Below are 17,441 nucleotides of genomic sequence, written 5' to 3'. Positions count from 1 at the left end.
CGCTGCGCTACACTGCCGTAGCGTCGCGCGCGGGACACCCCATGACAGGCAGGAAGCGGTGCTCTTTTTATATTAAATAAGGAAATCGCATGATCGAAGCCAGCATCAAGTCAGTGCAATGCATCTCCCCCGCAGGCTTGCATACCATGTCGTACAAGGAGTGGGGCGCGCCCGACAATCCGAACGTGCTCGTCTGCGCCCATGGCGTGACGCGCGTGGCGGACGACTTCGACAACCTGGCGCGCGCCATGGCCAGCGATTACCGCGTCATCTGCCCCGACGTTGTGGGGCGCGGGCGCTCGGGCTGGCTGGCCAATCCGCAGTTCTACCGCATACCGCAATATGTGAGCGACATGGTGACTTTGCTGGCGCGCGTGCTGGACTATGGCGATCGCCAGACGGTGGACTGGTTCGGCACGTCGATGGGCGGCTTGATCGGCCTGGGCCTGGCTTCCTTGCCGAACAGCCCGATCAGCAAGCTGGTCTTGAACGATATCGGCCCGACCCTGGCGCCCGAAGCCTTGCAGCGCATCGGCGACTACATCGGCCAGGACTTGCGTTTCGAGACGTTCGAGCAGGGCGCCAAATTTGTGCGCGACGTGTCCGCCAGCTTCGGCCCGCATACGGACGAGGAATGGCATAAACTGGCAGTCGATGTGTTGCGCCAGGATAAGGATGGCCATTGGCGCCGCCACTATGATATGGGACTGGCCATGCCGTTCCGCTCGGCTACGCCGGAATCGGCGGCCAGCGACGAAGCCATGCTGTGGGCCGCGTATGATGCCGTGCGCTGCCCCACCTTGCTGGTGCGCGGGTCGGAGTCCGACCTGCTGTCGCACGCGACGGCGCAAAGTATGCTTGGCCGCGGGCCGAAGGCGCAGCTGGTGGAAATCGCAGGTGTGGGCCATGCGCCCACCTTCGTGCACGACGACCAGATCGCCATCGCGCGCAAATTTCTGCTGGGCAAGTAAGTGGTAGTAAGTAATAACGCTGTACAGATTTTGAAACAACCGAAAGAAGAAGCATGGAAATTACACGACTGCACGTAGGCAAACGCCTCTCCGAAGTGGCGATACACAACAACACCATCTACCTGGCTGGCCAGATTGCCGAAGACACGACGCAAGACATCGTCGGCCAGACGCGCGAAGTGCTCGCTCACGTCGACCGCCTGCTGATGGAAGCGGGCAGCGACAAGACCTGCATCCTGTCGTGCCAGATTTACATCGCCGACATGAAAGACTTTCCCGGCATGAATGAAGTATGGGATGACTGGGTCGCGTCCGGCCACACGCCGCCGCGCGCCACCGTGGAGGCGAAGCTGGCCAATCCGGCATGCCTGGTTGAAATCGTCATCATCGCTGCAGAGCGCTAGGTTATTCAGTTATTTAGTTTTTAAGTATATAAGGCATTACATGGTTTCCATCTCGGCCCCGAATAGCGTCACATCGGAACAACTGGTAGAGGGCTTGAGTGCGCCGGACAGCGCGCGCGTGCTGGACGCGCTCGCGTATGCCACCGAAGCGTATGGCGACAAGCAGACCTTTGCCGGCCGTGCTGCGCTGGACTTCGCCATCGGCGTGGCCACCACCCTGGCTTTCCTGCGCAGCGATGCGGAAACGCGCATTGCCGGCCTGATGTTCGAGCTGACCTTGCTGGACCCGGATACGGCAGCCGATATCGAGCCGCGCTTCGGCAAGCAGGTGTGCGACCTGGCGACAGGTGTGCGCCAGCTGATCCGCCTGCGCGCGCTGACCCAGGCACAACACGGCAGCGCTGGCGGTCGCGGCAAGAATGCGGCGCAGCAAGCCGTGGCCCAGGTGGAAACCTTGCGCAAGATGCTGCTGGCGATGGCCTCCGACATGCGCGTCGTGCTGGTGCGCCTGGCCGCCTGCGTGACGACCTTGCGCTATTTCGCCGAATTGAAGCTGTTCAATGAAATGACGCGCGAATATGGCAAGGAAACGCTGGACCTGTACGCGCCGCTGGCCAACCGCCTCGGCATCTGGCAACTGAAGTGGGAACTGGAAGATTTGTCCTTCCGCTTCATCGAACCGGAAGCGTATAAACGCATCGCCAAGATGCTGGAAGAAAAGCGCATGATGCGCGAGGGCTTTGTTTCCTCGGCGATTTTGCGCCTGCAGACGGAACTGGCTTCGGCCGGCATCCAGGCGGAAGTATTTGGCCGCCCGAAACACATTTACAGCATCTGGAACAAGATGCGCGGCAAGGAGCTCGATTTCACGGCCCTGTACGACGTGCGCGCCTTCCGCGTCATCGTTGCCGACGTGAAAATTTGCTACACGGTGCTGGGCGTGGTGCACAATATCTGGACCCCCATCCCGAAAGAATTCGACGATTATATTTCGCGCCCGAAACCCAATGGTTATCAGTCGCTGCACACGGTGGTGATGGCCGAGGACGGCCGCCCGCTGGAAGTGCAAATCCGCACCAATGAAATGCACAGCTTTGCCGAATACGGCGTGGCCGCGCACTGGCGCTACAAGGAAGAGGGTGGCTCGAACTTTGCCGGCCAGAAATACGACGAAAAGATCGCCTGGCTGCGCCAGCTGCTGGCGTGGAAAACCGAGGTCGCCGACGCCGTCGTGGGCCAGGAAGAAATCCAGCGCGAATGGGTGGAAAAGCTCAAGTCGGCCACCCTGGACGACCGCATCTTCGTCATGACGCCGCAGGCGCGCGTGCTGGAATTGCCCGTCGGCGCCACGCCCGTCGATTTTGCCTATCACCTGCACACGGACGTGGGCCACCGCTGCCGCGGCGCCAAGGTCGACGGCATCATGGTGCCCTTGAATACCCAGCTGAAAAACGGCCAGACCTGTGAAATCATCACGGCCAAGGGCGCGCCGGGCACGGCCGGGCCGTCGCGCGACTGGCTGGGCGCCGGCTACGCCGTCAGCACGCGCACGCGTTCCAAAATTCGCGCCTGGTTCCATGCCATTGACATGCAGGAAACCCTGGCCCACGGCCGCGCGCTGGTGGAGAAATCCCTGCAGCGCGAAGGCAAGACGGCCGTCAATCTTGAATCGCTGGCGCAAAAGCTGGGCTTTGCCAAGGTTGATGAACTATTCCTGTCTGTCGGCAAGGATGAATTCAGCCTGCGCCACGTGGAGCAGGCGCTGCACGACAATGGCGAAGTGGTGGTGCCGGAAGACGCCGTGCTGGTCGGCAAGAGCCGCGCGTCCAGCGTGGAGCAGGGCGCCAAGTCCGGCGTGCTGGTGGTGGGCACGGAAGGCTTGATGACGGTGCTGGCCAAGTGCTGCAAGCCGGCACCGCCGGACAGCATCGTCGGCTTCGTCACTCGTGGCAAGGGCGTGTCGATTCACCGCGCCACCTGCAAGAATTTCGAAGAAATGCGCGCCAAGTCGCCCGAACGGGTGATCTTTACGGAGTGGGGCAGCACGGGCGGCCACGACACGGTGTACCCGGTCGACATTTTCATTCTGGCAGGCGACCGCCAGGGCTTGCTGCGCGACATCTCCGAAATATTTTCGCGCGAAAAGATCAACGTCATCGGCGTCAATACCCAAAGCGCCAAGGGCCAGGCCCGTATGACGTTTACGGCCGAGATCAGTTCGACGGCGCAGTTATTGAAGGCCTTGAATGTGATCAAGGACGTGAGTGGCGTATTGGAGGCCAGAAGAAGCTGATTTAGGGTGGGAGTCTTGCCTGGACTTCCCGCATCACTGTCAGTGCGTCTTGTCACCCGCGTGCAATCCCGCCATCGCCGCTGTCTCCGGCTGCAAGGTGATGTGATCGATGCCATGCTTGGCCAACAGCATCTTCTTGATCGCGCGCAATACCTTGGGCCAATGGTCGAGGTGTTCGATCTCCACGTGGCCGATCAGGGCCGGCTGGCCCGGCGACATGTCCCAGACATGCAAATCGTGCACGGCAATCACGCCGTCCACTTGTTCCACGTCAGCGCCCACCTGGATGTAATCGATGTGCATGGGCACGCCTTCCATCAGGAAGTGGTACGACTCGCGCAGTACGCCAAACGTGGATTTCAGGATCAGCAGGGACACCAGCACGGACAGCAGCGGGTCGATCTGCATCCAGCCCGTAAAGTAAATCACGGCGCCGGCGATGATGGCGGCGACCGAACCGAGCAAATCGCCCATCACATGCACGAGGGCGGCGCGCGTGTTCACGCTTTGCTTGTCTTTCGACAAGACCCACGCCACCACCACGTTGATCGCCAGGCCGATGAAGGCGACGATGAAGACCATGCCCCCCTTGACCGGTTGCGGGGCGGAAAAGCGCAGCACGGCTTCATAGCAGATCCAGCCCACCACGCACAGCATGGCCAGGCCATTGACGAAGGCGGCCAGCGCCTCGGCGCGGCCAAAGCCGAACGAGTGGCGCGGCGAGGGCGGGCGGCGCGCGATGAGTTGCGCCAGCAGGGCCAGGCCCAGCGCGGCCGCATCCGTGACCATGTGGCCTGCGTCGGAAATCAGGGCCAGCGAATTGGACAGGAAGCCGGCCGCCACCTCGATGCCGGCAAACGACAGGGTCAGCCCCAGCGCCCACGCGAGGATGCTCTGGCTACGCCCTTCGAACGAATGGGTGTGCTTGGCGTCGCCCTTCAGGTGGGCGTGCAAATGGGTGGCGTCGTGTTCGGTGTGCATCGGCTGCATGGAATGCTTTGTGGAATGAGGTTGGCGTCAGTGTAATTGAAAAGCAACAAAATAGTCGGCACGTAAAAAAACCTGCAGGCCCGGAGGCACTGCAGGTTGTTGATGGGGCAGACAACTTTACTGCACGGCCGTCTCGCCAAACTTGCCTTCGCGGAAATCCTGCACGGCCTGGAACACTTCCGCCTGGGTATTCATGACAAACGGGCCGTATTGCGCGATGGGCTCGTTCAAGGGCTGGCCGGCCACCAGGATCACGCGACCGCCTTGCGGCGCCTCGATGCGCACGCCGTCGCTGCCCGGCGTGTTGGCGAAGATCGCCATGCGCAGGGCAGGCACGGCCTTGCCATCGACCTGCACTTCGCCGCGGAAGGTGTACAGGAAGGCGTTATGGCCTGCCGGCAATGGCTGCTCGAAGCTGCTGCCGGCCGGCAAGTCGATGTCCAGGTATAGCGGTTCCGTCAGTTCGCGCTGCACGGCGCCCGCCACGCCATGGCTCTCGCCGGCGATCACTTGCACGGCCACGCCTGCGTCCGTCGTGTAGCGGGGGATTTCGCTACTGGTGAAATCGCGGTACCACGGCGTGCGCATCTTGTCGCGCGCTGGCAGGTTCAGCCACAGCTGAAAGCCTTCCATCACGCCTTCTTCCTGTTCCGGCATTTCCGAGTGGATCACGCCGCTGCCGGCCGTCATCCATTGCACCCCGCCCGAAGTCAGCAAGCCTTCGTGGCCCGCGCTGTCCTTGTGGCGCATGCGCCCCGTAATCATGTACGAGACCGTTTCGAAACCGCGGTGCGGATGCTCGGGGAAGCCGGCGATATAGTCGTTCGGCTTATCGCTGGCAAAGTTGTCGAGCATCAAGAACGGGTCGAGGCGGCGCTGTAACTGCTGCGTCAGCACGCGGTTGATCTTCACGCCGGCGCCATCCATGACGGCCTGGCCGGCGATCACGCGCTCGACGGCGCGTGCTTGCGTGACGGTGGTGGTATCGCTCATTGCTCTCTCCTCTAGGCCGGGACGGCGCCAGTGCGCCGTCCCTTTCACTGCTGGGGATTACACCAGGATCGCGTTGATCTCGGCGTCCGCTTGCGCCTGCGCCTTGGCGACGGCTTCCGGGCCCATGCCCATGCCTTCCGAATACACATATTGCACGTGGGTCAGGCCCAGGAAACCGAACATGGTGTTCAGGTATGGCACCTGGCTATCGTTGGTGCTATCGCGGTGCAAGCCGCCGCGGGACAGGCCCACATAGACTTTCTTGCCGGTCAGCAGGCCAACAGGGCCGTTTTCCGTGTACTTGAAGGTGACGTTGGCGCGGGCAATCGCGTCGAACCAGCTTTTCAGTTGCACGGTGATGCCGAAGTTGTACATCGGTGCACCGATGACGATGACGTCAGCCGCTTGCACTTGCGCAATCAGCGCGTCGTCCAGGGCGATGCGGGCTGCCTGCTCCGGCGTGCGTTTGTCGGCCGGGGTGAACAGCGCTTGCAAGGTCGGCTCGTCGAGCACGGGGTGCGGTGCAGCGGCCAAGTCGCGGCGCGCCAGGGTGGCGCCAGGGTTGGCGGCTTGTACGCGGGCAACGATGGCGTCAGCCAAACGGGTCGAGGCGGAACCGGTGCTACGGGCGCTGGAATTGATTTGCAGGATGTTCATCTTGTTTCTCCGTGTGAGGTGTCTTGCGATGGATGAACTATAGCAATTCCAAAATTGATGCGGAAGGCGTTAAAATGGATAACATTAATCCACTGATGGAACAATCGAGTGTAAAGGTAAGCGATGAATATCGATCCTGGAGATTTGCTGCTGTTTGCGCGCGTCGTCGAATGTGGCAGTTTCAGTCGCGCCGCCGTGCGTGTGGACTTGCCCAAGTCAACCCTGTCGCGGCGCATCTCGCAGCTCGAAGCCAGATTGGGCGAACGGCTCTTGCTGCGCACCACGCGCAAGCTGGCGCTGACGGAGTTTGGCGCCAGCCTGCTCGAGCATGCGCGCAAGGTGGCGGAAGAAACCGAGGCGGCCGGCGCGCTGGCCCAGCACCGCCAGGCGGGCCCCAGTGGCTTGCTGCGCATCTCCATGCCGGCCGACTTCGGCGACGCGCTGATGCGCGAGGTGCTGGCCGAGTTCGTGCGCCGCTATCCGGCCATTTCGCTGGAACTGGACTTGTCGGCGCGCCGCGTGGATTTGCTGGAAGAAAATTTTGACCTGGCCATTCGCATGGGCAACTTGCCCGACGATGCCAGCCTGGCGGCGCGGCGCGTGGCCTTCAGCAGCTTGTCCCTGTATGCCTCACCGCAATACACGAGCGTGCACGGCTTGCCCGAGCATCCCGACGACCTGTATGGCCACGATTTGCTCAGCTTGCCGCGTGCCGTGGATGGCCTCGTACACTGGACTTTGATGCGCGGCAAGACGACGTGGGAGCGCGATTTACCTGTGCGCCTGCTGGCCAACTCGCCGGAATTGCTGGTGCGCATGGCCTGCACGGGCGTGGGCATCGCGGCCAGCACGGACCGCTTTGCCAAGGCGTATGTGGCGACGGGGGAATTGGTGCGGGTCTTGCCCGAATGGAGTTTCCCGCTGGTCACGGGCTGGGCCGTGTTTCCCGGCCGGCGTTTGATGCCGGCCAAGACGCGCGCGTTCCTGGACTTGATGGAGGAGATGTACAAAACCGATGCGCCCGTGTAGGAGCGCACCCAGATAATTTATTTGGGCACGTTGCCCATGACTTCACCCAGCTGCACGGGACCGGCCGCTTGCCAGGTGCCGTTGAAGTCCACGGTGCCTTTCGGGAACAGCATGACGACGGTGGAACCGAGCAGGAAGCGGCCCAGCTCTTCGCCCTGTTTCAGCACCACATTGTCGTTGGCATAGCTCCAGTCGCGCACCTGGCCCGTGCGGGGCGGGTTGACGACGCCGTGCCAGACGGTGGCCATGCTGCCGACGATGGTGGCGCCCACCAGGGTCATGACGAAGGGACCGTTGGCCGTGTCGAACAGGCAGACGACGCGTTCGTTGCGGGCGAACAGGCCGGGAATGCCGCGCGCCGTGGTCGGGTTGACGGAGAACAATTCACCGGGAACATAAATCATGCGCGTCAAGCGGCCGTCGCACGGCATGTGGATGCGGTGGTAGTCGCGCGGGCTCAGGTACAGGTTAGCGAAGCTGCCGTGTTCAAACTGGGCCGCCAATGCGGCATCGCCGCCCACCAGGGCCGTGGTGCTGAAGTTGTGGCCCTTGGCCTGGAAGATCTGGTCCTTGTCGATCGTGCCGAACTGACTGATGCGGCCATCGACGGGGCAGATATAGTCGGCCTTGGCCAGCGGGCGGGCATCGGGGCGCAGCGCGCGCGTGAAAAAGTCGTTGAAGCTCGTGTAGTGCGTGATGTCCGGGTCCAGCGCCTCATCCATGTTGACGTTGTAGCGGCCGACGAACCAGCGGATCAGCCGCGTGGTCATGGCGCCGCCCTTGGCACCGGCGATCCGGCCGGCAAAATTGGTCAACGCTCCCTTGGGCAGCAGATATTGAGGCAAAACGGCAAGACGGTCAGACACGATGGGAAGCCTTTGACGGGGATGATGGGAATTGGTGAAAACGCATTATAGCGGCGATGTGGCGCGCAATGATATGTACCGTATGCAAGGGTGCGTAGCACAGTCTGCCGCCAAATTTAATTTGCTATAGGAAATATTTTCAGGAAACTGTGCCAGTCGGAAAAAATTGCAGCACAATACGGCGGCCTGTTTTTTAGCATTTAGCCATTTTTATTCAGCCAACTTTTTTAGCCAGGTCATGATGCCACGCCGTTGCCTTCGCCTAACCGTTATTTGTTCCGCTGTCCTGTTTGCCTGGAATGCCCAGGCCCAGCAATCCGAAACGCCCGCCCCCACTGACGCCGCCGCCGCGCCGCTGAAGGCCGAGAAGCCCATGCAAACCGTGGAAGTCAAGGGCAGCGGCTATGATCCGCGTCGCGACGATACGGCCAGCAAGATGGTCGTGGGCAGCGAGGAAATCCTCAAGTATGGCGACACGAATGTCACCGACGTGCTCAAGCGCCTGCCCGGCATTACCGTGTCTGGCGCGGCCGGGCGCTCGGGCGGCGAAATCCGCATGCGGGGCCTGGGTAGCGGCTACACGCAGATTTTACTCAATGGCGAACGGGCGCCCGCCGGTTTTTCGCTCGATACCCTGTCGCCCGACGTCATCGAGCGCATCGAAATCCTGCATGCGGCCAGTGCCGAGTACAGCACCCAGTCGATCGCCGGCACCATCAACGTGGTGCTGAAAAAGGCCGTGAAAACGGCGCAGCGCGAGCTCAAGCTGGGTGTGCAGGGTAGCGACGTGAGCTTTTCGCCCAGCGTGAACGTGCAACTGTCCGACCGCGAAGGAAATTTCTCCTACTCGCTGGCCGCTTCGCTGTTCCGCTATGACTACCATTACGACAATCCCGGACTGGAACTGGGCTACGCGCCCGATGGCCGGCAAAACCTGCAGCGCCGCACGAATGGCACGGGCGATGGCCGCCCGGAAGGCATCAATCTGTCGCCGCGCCTGAACTGGGTGCTGGCCAACGGCGACAATCTGACGGCGCAATTCTTTTTCAATGGCGGGCGCTCGAACCACCGCAATTTCAGCCGCGCCGAGACGGAGCAGGGCTTGCGCCCAGACTACGACACCAACACGGGCAGCTCGAGCAACCATAATGCCTTCGGCCGCAGCGACCTGACATGGATGCATAAGTTGGCTGGCGGCGCCCGGCTGGAATTGAAAGTGGGCGCCTCGGCCGCCCGCAATACGTCCGATAGCCTGCAGCAAGGCTTTATCGATGGCAGCGGCCTGGCGCTCGAGCGCAAGGTGGGCGTGAAGGCGACGGAAAACGGCGTCAGTTCGACTGGCAAGTATTCGACGCCCTTGCTGCCCGGCCACGCCCTGTCGATGGGCTGGGATGGCGCGTACACCGAGCGCGAGGAATCGCGCCGTCAGCGCGAAGCGGCTCTGGGCACCTTGGGCGCGCCTCCGCCCGTCAACAGCGACGAAGGTTTCGACGCCACGATCAAGCGCCTGGCCCTGTTTGTGCAGGATGACTGGGAAATCACGCCGCGCTGGTCGATGTATGCGGGTGTGCGCTGGGAAGGCATCGATACGCGCAGCGCGGGCGACACTTATGACGAAGTGCAGCAGCGCACGAGCGTATGGAGCCCGCTGCTGCAAACCCTGTGGAAGTTGCCTGATACCAAGGGCGACCAGGTACGCCTGGCCCTGACGCGTACCTACAAGGCGCAGCCCACGTCGAGCCTGATTCCGCGCCGTAATACCTCGACCAACAATAGCCAGACGGACCCTGACCGCGAAGGCAATCCCTATCTGAAACCGGAGCTGGCGCTGGGTATCGATGCCTCGTACGAGCACTACTGGGCCGAAGGCGCCTTGCTCAGCGCGCGTGCCTCGGCCCGCCGCATCGACGGCTACACGCGCCAGGGCTTGCTGTTCATCGATGACCGCTGGGTATCCACGCCCGTCAACGATGGCCGCGCAAATACGCAGACACTGGAACTGGAAGCGAAGTTCCCGCTGCGCGCCGTGCTGGCCGCACCCGTGCCGGCCATCGACCTGCGCGCCAGCGTCAGCCGCAACTGGTCGCAGGTGGAACAGGTGCCGGGGCCGGACAACCGTCTCGACCAGCAAACGCCCGTCAGCGGCAACTTCGGTCTCGACTACAAGACGCCCGATGGCATGTTGACGACGGGCGGCAGCTTCAATTTCCGCAATGGCGGCCCCGTGCGCATCACCGAACGCCAGAGCGCCTACACGTCGCCGCGGCGCGACCTTGACATTTATGCGCTGTGGAAGTTCGATGCTAAGAATCAATTGCGCCTGGCCGTGTCGAACTTGCTGGCGCAAGACTTCGAAAGCACCACCACGTATGCGGACGCCAGCGGCACGATCGTGCGCAACAGCATTTCACCGAGTTCGCCGCAGGCGCGCGCGACCCTGGAAATGAAGTTCTGATGGCGATGTTTTCATGCTGAAAACGCCGGCCCGCATGCCCGCTGGCCTATAATCTCGGCAATCGCGCGCACGGCTGGTCCGTGCGCGCCACCTTTTCCTTTGCCAAGATTGCTTTCCCCATGACGTTTTCCTCCCTCGGCCTGATCGATCCCCTGGTCCGCAAACTTGACGAGCTCGGCTATGCCAAGCCCACGCCAGTGCAGGCGCAAGCGATTCCCGCCGTGCTGGCCGGGCGCGACCTGATGGCCGCCGCCCAGACGGGCACGGGCAAGACGGCCGGCTTTGCCGTGCCGCTGCTGCAGCGCCTGACGCTGGAAGGCGTGGTGGCGCCCCAGTGCGTGCGCGTGCTGGTGCTTGTCCCCACGCGCGAACTGGCCGAGCAAGTGTATGCCAGCTTCCGCAGCTATGGCGGCAACTTGCCGCTGCGCAGCTTTGTCGCCTATGGCGGCGTGCCCATCGAGCCGCAGATCAGTAAATTGCGCAAGGGCCTCGACGTACTGGTCGCTACGCCGGGCCGCTTGCTGGATTTGCAGACGCAGGGCGCCGTCAAGTTCGAGCAAGTGCAGACTTTGGTGCTGGACGAGGCGGACCGCATGCTGGACCTGGGCTTCGAGCGCGAGCTCGACTTGCTTCTGATGAGCATGCCCAAGCAGCGCCAGACCCTGCTGTTCTCGGCCACCTTCTCGGACGCCATCCGCGCCATGGCGAAAACCATGCTGAAGGATCCCGTCTCGGTGGAAGTCAGCGCGCGTAACAGCACAGTCAAAGCCGTGAAGCAATCGGTCATCGTGTGCGACAAGAAACGCAAGCCGGAACTGTTCCTGCACTTGCTGAAGAAAAAGCGCTGGGGCCAGGTCCTGGTCTTCGTCAAGACGCGCAAGGGCGTCGAGCTATTGGTGAATACCTTGCTGGAGCAGGGCGTGCGCGCCGATTCGATCCATGGCGACAAGACGCAGCCGAACCGCTTGCGCGCGCTGGCCCGTTTCAAGGCGGCCGAGGTGCAGGTACTGGTGGCTACCGACGTGGCCGCCCGCGGCCTGGACATCGATCAATTGCCCGTCGTCGTCAATTTCGACTTGCCCAGCGTGGCGGAAGACTATATCCACCGCATCGGCCGCACGGGCCGCGCGGGTGCCTCGGGCGAGGCCATTTCCCTCGTCTGCGCCGACGAGGTGGAATTGCTGTCGGCCGTCGAAGCGTTGACTCGGCAAACCCTCAAGCGCAACGAGGAGCCCGGTTTCGAGGCGGAACACCGCGTGCCGGGCACGTCCGCCGGCGGCACCATTCAGAAAAAAGCCGTCAAGGTGCTGGCGCCGAAGGCGGCCGAGCGGGCCAAGAAGCGCCGCTTCTACAAATAACATCGAACTAAAACTGCTTGGAGAGGCGTGCTGCATGGAGTTGGCATTCGTGCCATCATGCGGCTATGACCTCGATACCTTTGTTCCCGCTCAATACGGTGCTGTATCCCGATGGCTATCTGCCCTTGCAGATCTTCGAGGTACGTTATCTGGACATGATACGTAAATGCATCATGGGCGAGCAGCTGTTTGGCGTGGTGCAGCTGCTGGACGGCGCGGAAGTGCGCAAGCCGGGCCAGCAGGAAATCCTGGCGCCCGTGGGCACCTTGGCGCGCGTCATCGACTGGGCCGCGCCCCTGTCGGGCTTGCTGCAAATTAAATGCATGGGCATGCAGCGCTTTCATATCCTTTCCAGCGAGCAGCTGAAGCACGGCTTGTGGATGGCGCAGATTGAAACCTTGCCGCCCGATAAAACCATTCCCATCCCGCAAGAGCAGCAAAACGTGGCCGACGCGCTGGGCGCACTGATACGCACCTTGCAGGAGCAAAAGATTCCGCCTGAGCAAATGCCCCTGCAGCCGCCGTACCGGCTCGACGAGTGCGGCTGGGTGGCGAACCGCTGGTGCGAGTTGCTGTCCTTGAGCGCCATGCAAAAGCAATTGCTGCTCAGTCAAGACAATCCCGTGCTGCGCCTGGAACTGGTGCAGGATATGCTCACGGAAAATGGCTTGCTGGAAGAGTAAATCACCTGAAGCCGCATGTTTGCACACGGTCCTGTTGTGCAATTGCGTTCTATTGAGAAATACTTTACGCTTTGTCGCCGCTGGCATAAGATAATGCCCTTGGGCAAGATTGCCCTGAGCAACATTCAAGAGTACACGATAATGGCAAAAGCAAGCGCGGAACAGATCAATGCGGCAATGGAAGCGATGGCGGGCGAAGGCCAGGCCATCACGGTGCGCGCCTTGCGCGAACGGCTGGGCAACGGCGCCTGCCTGGGCACCATCAGCAAGCTTTTGCAGCGCCGCAAGGCAGGCGCGCAGCGCCAGATCTCTGCCGCCGCCGAACTGTCGCCCGTACTGCAGCAAGCCATCCTCGATTATGTAGGACAGGAATTAAGCGCCAGCCACAGCGCGCATGAAGCCGAGATGAACGATAATCAACAGGAATTGATGGACCTGGCCAGCGAGAACGAGCGCCAGCAAGAAATGCTCGACTTGCAGGCGGGCGAACTGGAAACTTTGCGCGAGGAACTCGAACGCGAGCGGCAAGTGGCCAACCAGGCCCGCACCGACTTGGCCAAGGCGCAGCTGCGCCTGGAAGGCTTGCCGCGCCTGGAAGAGGCGGCCGAGCAGGCGCGCATGGACCTGGCCAAGGCGCAATTCAAGCTCGAAGGCATTCCCCGCCTGGAAGAAGCTGCCGAAGCGGCGCGCGCCGAATTGATCCAGGCGCAGCTGAAGCTGGAAAGCCTGACGCGCGTGGAAACGGAACTGGCGGCTGCCCGCCTGGAACTGGAGGCGGAGCGCGAAGAGCTGGGCGAAACGCGCGCCGAGCTGGACGAAGAGCGCACCTTGCGCATCAAGGCGCAGCAGTTCATCGTCGATCCCATCTTCAAAACCCCTGTGTAGGAACACCTGACCAAACCTGCTGCGCGTCGCGCTTTGCGGCCTGCGATGCTCACCGTACTGAAGTACGGTTGCGCTTCTTAGCCACAAATCACTGCCGCTCGCGATGGTTTTGTCAGGTGTCGATGCGTCGTAGGGAATCTGTCATGCGTGCTGAACGGGCCTTGCTGGCTTAAAATAGCGCACTGTCGCACCATGCCGTGCGACGCCTTGATCGCAAAGAAGGTTTATGTCTGTAGAAAAAGAAGTGCCGCTCCCGCTTTCGGCCACCCCCATATCGCCGCGCGCTTTGCCGCCCAGGCCGCCAGCCGAATTCGGTTCGCCCGAAGCCGCGCTTGCGCGCAAGCAAGCACGTGAAGACAAGGATGCGCAGGTACGCGGCGTCACGTCCATCGATGCCATGCGCGAGGCCATCAAGCAGGCAGCGCGTGACTTGCCGGCCATCAGCGCCGTGCCGCATCTGGGCATGCTCGATGCCGCCGCCTTCCGCGCGCGCGCCGCGCTGGGCCTGCCATTCCTGATGCGCGGACTGGTGCAGCGCTGGCCCTTATCCAAGCTGGGGCCAGACATGTTGCGCGCGCAGTTCAGCCACGTGCCCGTGCGCGCGCGGGTGGGCGACTACATCAACACGGCGTTTGCAGCCGACCGCGCCATGCAGGATATGTCGATGGGGCAATACCTTGACCTGGTAGAAGAGGGCGCGCACGACGCGGCGAACCAACTGCCGCCGTACCTGGGCAACCTGGAATTGCGCGAATTGAATCGTTTGTGCCACTGGCCCACGTATTTCGACAAGATGGGCCCGCCACGTTTCTGGGTCGGGCCGGCTGGCACGGTCACTCCCCTGCACTGCGACTTCGACGACAATATCTTCGCCCAAGTGTGGGGCCGCAAGCGCATATTTTTATCGCCGCCGCACCACGACGCATTTTTGTACCCGAGCGTAGCGAACGCCATCCTGTTCGGTTCGCCCTTCGACCCGGAAGCGCCCGATTTCCAGCGTTTCCCTTTGGCGCGTCAGGCTAGCATGATCGAATGCATCGTCGAGCCGGGCGACATGTTGTATGTGCCTGCCGGGTGGTATCACCAGGTGCGCGCGCTGACGTTTTCGCTATCCTCGAACCGCTGGGCCAGGGCCATGCCGCTGGCCCTGCATGGCGGGGCGGCGCTGCGGCCTACCGTGGCGTAATCTGGTGGCGTAATCTGATGGCGCGATGGCCTTGCCGAGAGCCTGGTACTCAAGGGGGCTATCTGAGTTCCACCGGCACCTGCTTCGATATCGGCGCCACGGTAAGAGCCGCACTGGCCAGTTTCCAGGAGACGGGCAATCCCTACAGTGGTTCCACCGCGCCGTGTTCAGCCGGCAATGGCTCGCTCATGCGCCTGGCTCCCGTCGTGCTGTTTGCCTATCCGGATGTGACGGCGGCCGTGGCCTACGCCGCCGATAGCTCGCGTACGACCCATGCGGCGGCGGAAGCGGTCGAAAGCTGCCAGATGTTTGCCGCTTTGCTGTGCAGCGCGCTGGCGGTTACGCCGAAAGAGGCGCTACTGGACAGTATGGCTTACCGGCCTGCCGAAGCCAGGCTGAGCGAGATGGCGAGTGGTCGTTTCATCGCCAAGACGGAAGGGCGGATTCGCGGCACCGGCTATTGCTTGGAGTCGCTGGAAGCGGCGGTATTGCGCGCCGTCAACCTGGGCGAAGATGCCGATAGCACTGGCGCCATCGTCGGCCAGCTTGCCGGCGCCTATTATGGTGCCCGGGCGATTCCGCCGGCGTGGCTGAATGCCTTGGCCATGCGTGACGATATCGAAGAGCTTGCAGGAAAATTGTTTGAACGGCGCCGGGCCTAGCGCAGGCCGCAGCCCACCAGCAACAGCATCGGCCGCTCGCGCTCTTCCGCCAGGGCTGGCTGCTGCGCGACCTGTGCGTCTGTCGGTCCCCATTCTTCCACATGTTCCAGCTGGAAACCGGCGTGTAGCAAGGCATTCAAGGTCGTGCTTAGGGTGCGGTGCTGCTTGATCACGCCGGGCGCCAGCCAGTCCGACACGCGCGGGCCTTGTTGCTGGTAGCTGTCGACGGGCCAGCGCTTGCAGCCATGCGCATCCGTCAGCCAGCCGGGCTGGCGCGGCGCCATGAAGATCGGGTGCTCGATGGAAAACACCAGCTTGCCACCCGGCTTCAAGGCGTGGCGGATGGCGGCCAGCAAGGCGACAAAATCCTCGATGTAGTGGAACGCCAGTGAACTGTAAATCAGATCGTAGCTGGCGGGCGGCAAGGCCAGTTGTTCCAGGTCCAGCCGGGCATACTCGAGCGTCGCATGGTTCCCCATGCCACACGCCTGCGCCAGCATCTTTTCCGACACATCCACACCCAGCACCCGCGCCGCGCCGGCGTCAGCCGCCCAGCGGCAGAACCAGCCATAGCCGCAGCCCAGGTCGAGCACGCTTTTGCCTTGCAGCGTGGGCAGCATGGCGCGCATTGCCGGCCATTCGGGCGCGCTGTCGAGACCGCCAACGGAGCGGGGCAGCTGGCTGTAGGCCGTGAAGAAAGCGTCGTTGTCGTAGATATTCTGTGTCATGTGTCTGCATCCTTGGGAGCCGTGCGTTTGGCGTGGCCGCTGCGTTGCGCCCGGTAAATGCCCGCGTGGCCGGAAAACAGATACGCCACCACGCAGGCGATGGCGGCGTACACGCCGATCTCGGCGCCGAACAGTTCCATCGCCATCAGGGTCGAGGCGATGGGCGTGTTGGCGGCGCCCGCGAAGACGGCAACAAAACCGATGGCGGCCAGCAAGGTGACGGGCTGGTGCAGCAACGGGCCCAGCGCATTGCCCAGCGTCGCCCCGATGTAGAACAAGGGCGTCACTTCGCCGCCCTTGAAACCGGTGCCCAGCGAAACAATGGTAAATGCCATCTTGGCCAGGAAATCGTATGCGGGCAGCGGTTCGTTCAGCGCGTCGACGATGGTGGGGATGCCCAGGCCGATGTAGCGATCCGTACCGATCAGCCACACGGCGACGGCGACGACGAGGCCGCCGACCAGCGGGCGCAGCGGGGCATAGCTGATCCAGCGTTTCATCAGCCCGCTCAAGCCGTGCGTGGCTTGCGCAAACACCTTGCCCGTCACGCCGAACAGCATGCCCGCGATCACCATGGCGCACAAGGTCCAGGCGGAAATGGCGGGGGTCAAAGGCACGGCGTAATGCGTGTGGCTAATGTGCAAAACCGGCCCCCATAGCAGGACCACCTGGTCGGCGATGACGGCGGCGGCCAGACAGGGCAGCATGGCTTCATAGCGCAGGCGGCCGATGGCCAGCACTTCCAGGCCGAAGAGGGCGCCTGCCAGCGGCGTACCGAAGACGGAGGCAAAGCCGGCGCTGATGCCGGCCATCAGGATGATGCGCCGGTCTTCCTTGTGCAAATGAAACATGCGCGTCAGTTGGTCGGCCAGCGCGCCGCCCATTTGCACGGCCGTGCCTTCGCGCCCGACAGAGGCGCCGAACAAATGCGAGAGGACAGTGCCACCCAGTACCAGCGGCACCATGCGCAAGGGGATGATTTTTTTCGGGTCGTGGATTTCATCGATGAGCAGATTCGCGCCGCCTTCCACCGAGCTGCCATAACGCAGATACAGCCAGCCGACGGCAAAGCCCGCTACAGGCAGGAGCCAGATCAGCCAGGCGTGCGCCAAACGCGTGCGTGTCGCCCAGTCCAGGGCGAACAGGAAAACGGCCGAGGCCGACCCTGCCAGCACGGCCACCACAAAGGCCAGCAGCAGCCATTTCAACAGATGCCGTAACAGATCGGTGAGGGCGCTCAGGCGTTGCATCGGGCATCCAGTCAGGGCTGATGGGTGGAAT

16 protein-coding genes are annotated in these 17,441 nt (G+C 62.5%); 10 read left to right on the top strand and 6 right to left on the bottom strand.

Going from position 1 to position 17,441, the window contains the following annotated elements; translation table 11 throughout:
* The first annotated feature begins 89 nt into the window (after window positions 1-89).
* Genes ACP7DE_RS15455 through ACP7DE_RS15445 form a run of 3 tightly spaced genes read left to right on the top strand, consistent with a single transcriptional unit; the run spans window position 90 to window position 3,668 of the window.
* Window positions 90-971, top strand: coding sequence for an alpha/beta fold hydrolase (locus ACP7DE_RS15455; protein ID WP_426072925.1), 882 nt, complete (start codon window positions 90-92; stop codon window positions 969-971).
* Window positions 972-1,024: 53 nt separating this feature from the next.
* Complete coding sequence (locus ACP7DE_RS15450; protein WP_426072924.1) at window positions 1,025-1,375, top strand: RidA family protein; 351 nt, start codon at window positions 1,025-1,027, stop codon at window positions 1,373-1,375.
* Window positions 1,376-1,415: 40 nt separating this feature from the next.
* Window positions 1,416-3,668, top strand: coding sequence for a RelA/SpoT family protein (locus ACP7DE_RS15445; protein ID WP_426072923.1), 2,253 nt, complete (start codon window positions 1,416-1,418; stop codon window positions 3,666-3,668).
* Between the two features lie 39 nt (window positions 3,669-3,707).
* Here ACP7DE_RS15445 and ACP7DE_RS15440 read toward each other — a convergent pair whose 3' ends face one another.
* The 3 genes from ACP7DE_RS15440 to ACP7DE_RS15430 all read right to left on the bottom strand — a co-directional run bounded on the left by ACP7DE_RS15440 (window position 3,708) and on the right by ACP7DE_RS15430 (window position 6,308).
* Entirely contained in the window at window positions 3,708-4,658 is a 951-nt protein-coding gene (locus ACP7DE_RS15440; protein ID WP_426072922.1) for a cation diffusion facilitator family transporter, read from the bottom strand.
* Between the two features lie 117 nt (window positions 4,659-4,775).
* Window positions 4,776-5,651 (bottom strand): pirin family protein, encoded by an 876-nt coding sequence (locus tag ACP7DE_RS15435; protein ID WP_426072921.1) that lies wholly within the window; start codon window positions 5,649-5,651, stop codon window positions 4,776-4,778.
* Between the two features lie 57 nt (window positions 5,652-5,708).
* A complete protein-coding gene (locus ACP7DE_RS15430) occupies window positions 5,709-6,308 on the bottom strand; it encodes an FMN-dependent NADH-azoreductase (RefSeq protein ID WP_426072920.1) in 600 nt (199 codons plus the stop codon).
* A gap of 123 nt (window positions 6,309-6,431) precedes the next feature.
* Between ACP7DE_RS15430 and ACP7DE_RS15425 the strand changes: the two genes are divergently transcribed.
* Window positions 6,432-7,337 carry a LysR family transcriptional regulator gene (locus ACP7DE_RS15425; protein ID WP_426072919.1) on the top strand — a complete coding sequence of 302 codons (906 nt, stop codon included), beginning with the start codon at window positions 6,432-6,434 and terminating at the stop codon, window positions 7,335-7,337.
* 17 nt (window positions 7,338-7,354) lie between these two features.
* On the opposite strand, the gene asd is transcribed toward ACP7DE_RS15425, so the two are convergent.
* Window positions 7,355-8,203: an archaetidylserine decarboxylase gene (asd, locus tag ACP7DE_RS15420; protein ID WP_426072918.1), complete on the bottom strand. Its 849-nt coding sequence runs from the start codon at window positions 8,201-8,203 to the stop codon at window positions 7,355-7,357.
* 373 nt (window positions 8,204-8,576) lie between these two features.
* Between asd and ACP7DE_RS15415 the strand changes: the two genes are divergently transcribed.
* From ACP7DE_RS15415 to ACP7DE_RS15390, 6 genes are all read left to right on the top strand, one after another.
* Complete coding sequence (locus tag ACP7DE_RS15415) at window positions 8,577-10,658, top strand: TonB-dependent receptor plug domain-containing protein (protein WP_426072917.1); 2,082 nt, start codon at window positions 8,577-8,579, stop codon at window positions 10,656-10,658.
* 119 nt (window positions 10,659-10,777) lie between these two features.
* Complete coding sequence (locus ACP7DE_RS15410) at window positions 10,778-12,016, top strand: DEAD/DEAH box helicase (protein ID WP_426072916.1); 1,239 nt, start codon at window positions 10,778-10,780, stop codon at window positions 12,014-12,016.
* A gap of 65 nt (window positions 12,017-12,081) precedes the next feature.
* Window positions 12,082-12,699: an LON peptidase substrate-binding domain-containing protein gene (locus tag ACP7DE_RS15405; RefSeq protein ID WP_426072915.1), complete on the top strand. Its 618-nt coding sequence runs from the start codon at window positions 12,082-12,084 to the stop codon at window positions 12,697-12,699.
* A gap of 141 nt (window positions 12,700-12,840) precedes the next feature.
* Complete coding sequence (locus tag ACP7DE_RS15400; RefSeq protein WP_426072914.1) at window positions 12,841-13,584, top strand: DNA-binding protein; 744 nt, start codon at window positions 12,841-12,843, stop codon at window positions 13,582-13,584.
* Between the two features lie 226 nt (window positions 13,585-13,810).
* On the top strand, window positions 13,811-14,770 hold the full coding sequence (locus ACP7DE_RS15395) for a cupin-like domain-containing protein (RefSeq protein WP_426072913.1): 960 nt from the start codon (window positions 13,811-13,813) through the stop codon (window positions 14,768-14,770).
* Window positions 14,771-14,787: 17 nt separating this feature from the next.
* The gene (locus tag ACP7DE_RS15390) at window positions 14,788-15,432 is read left to right on the top strand and encodes an ADP-ribosylglycohydrolase family protein (RefSeq protein ID WP_426072912.1); all 645 of its coding nucleotides are present in this window, start codon (window positions 14,788-14,790) and stop codon (window positions 15,430-15,432) included.
* Here the strand turns inward: ACP7DE_RS15390 and ACP7DE_RS15385 are convergent.
* Both ACP7DE_RS15385 and ACP7DE_RS15380 read right to left on the bottom strand, forming a co-directional pair.
* A complete protein-coding gene (locus tag ACP7DE_RS15385) occupies window positions 15,429-16,160 on the bottom strand; it encodes a class I SAM-dependent methyltransferase (RefSeq protein WP_426072911.1) in 732 nt (243 codons plus the stop codon). The genes ACP7DE_RS15390 and ACP7DE_RS15385 overlap by 4 nt on opposite strands.
* A complete protein-coding gene (locus ACP7DE_RS15380) occupies window positions 16,157-17,410 on the bottom strand; it encodes a voltage-gated chloride channel family protein (RefSeq protein ID WP_426072910.1) in 1,254 nt (417 codons plus the stop codon). Before ACP7DE_RS15380 ends, ACP7DE_RS15385 begins: the two co-directional genes overlap by 4 nt.
* Window positions 17,411-17,441 lie beyond the last annotated feature (31 nt).

The organism is Janthinobacterium sp. DSP2-3-3, assembly GCF_049897325.1.
Taxonomy (GTDB): Bacteria; Pseudomonadota; Gammaproteobacteria; order Burkholderiales; family Burkholderiaceae_D; genus Janthinobacterium.
Note: the sequence above shows the minus strand (reverse complement) of the source record. Positions and strands in the feature narration are given on the sequence as shown.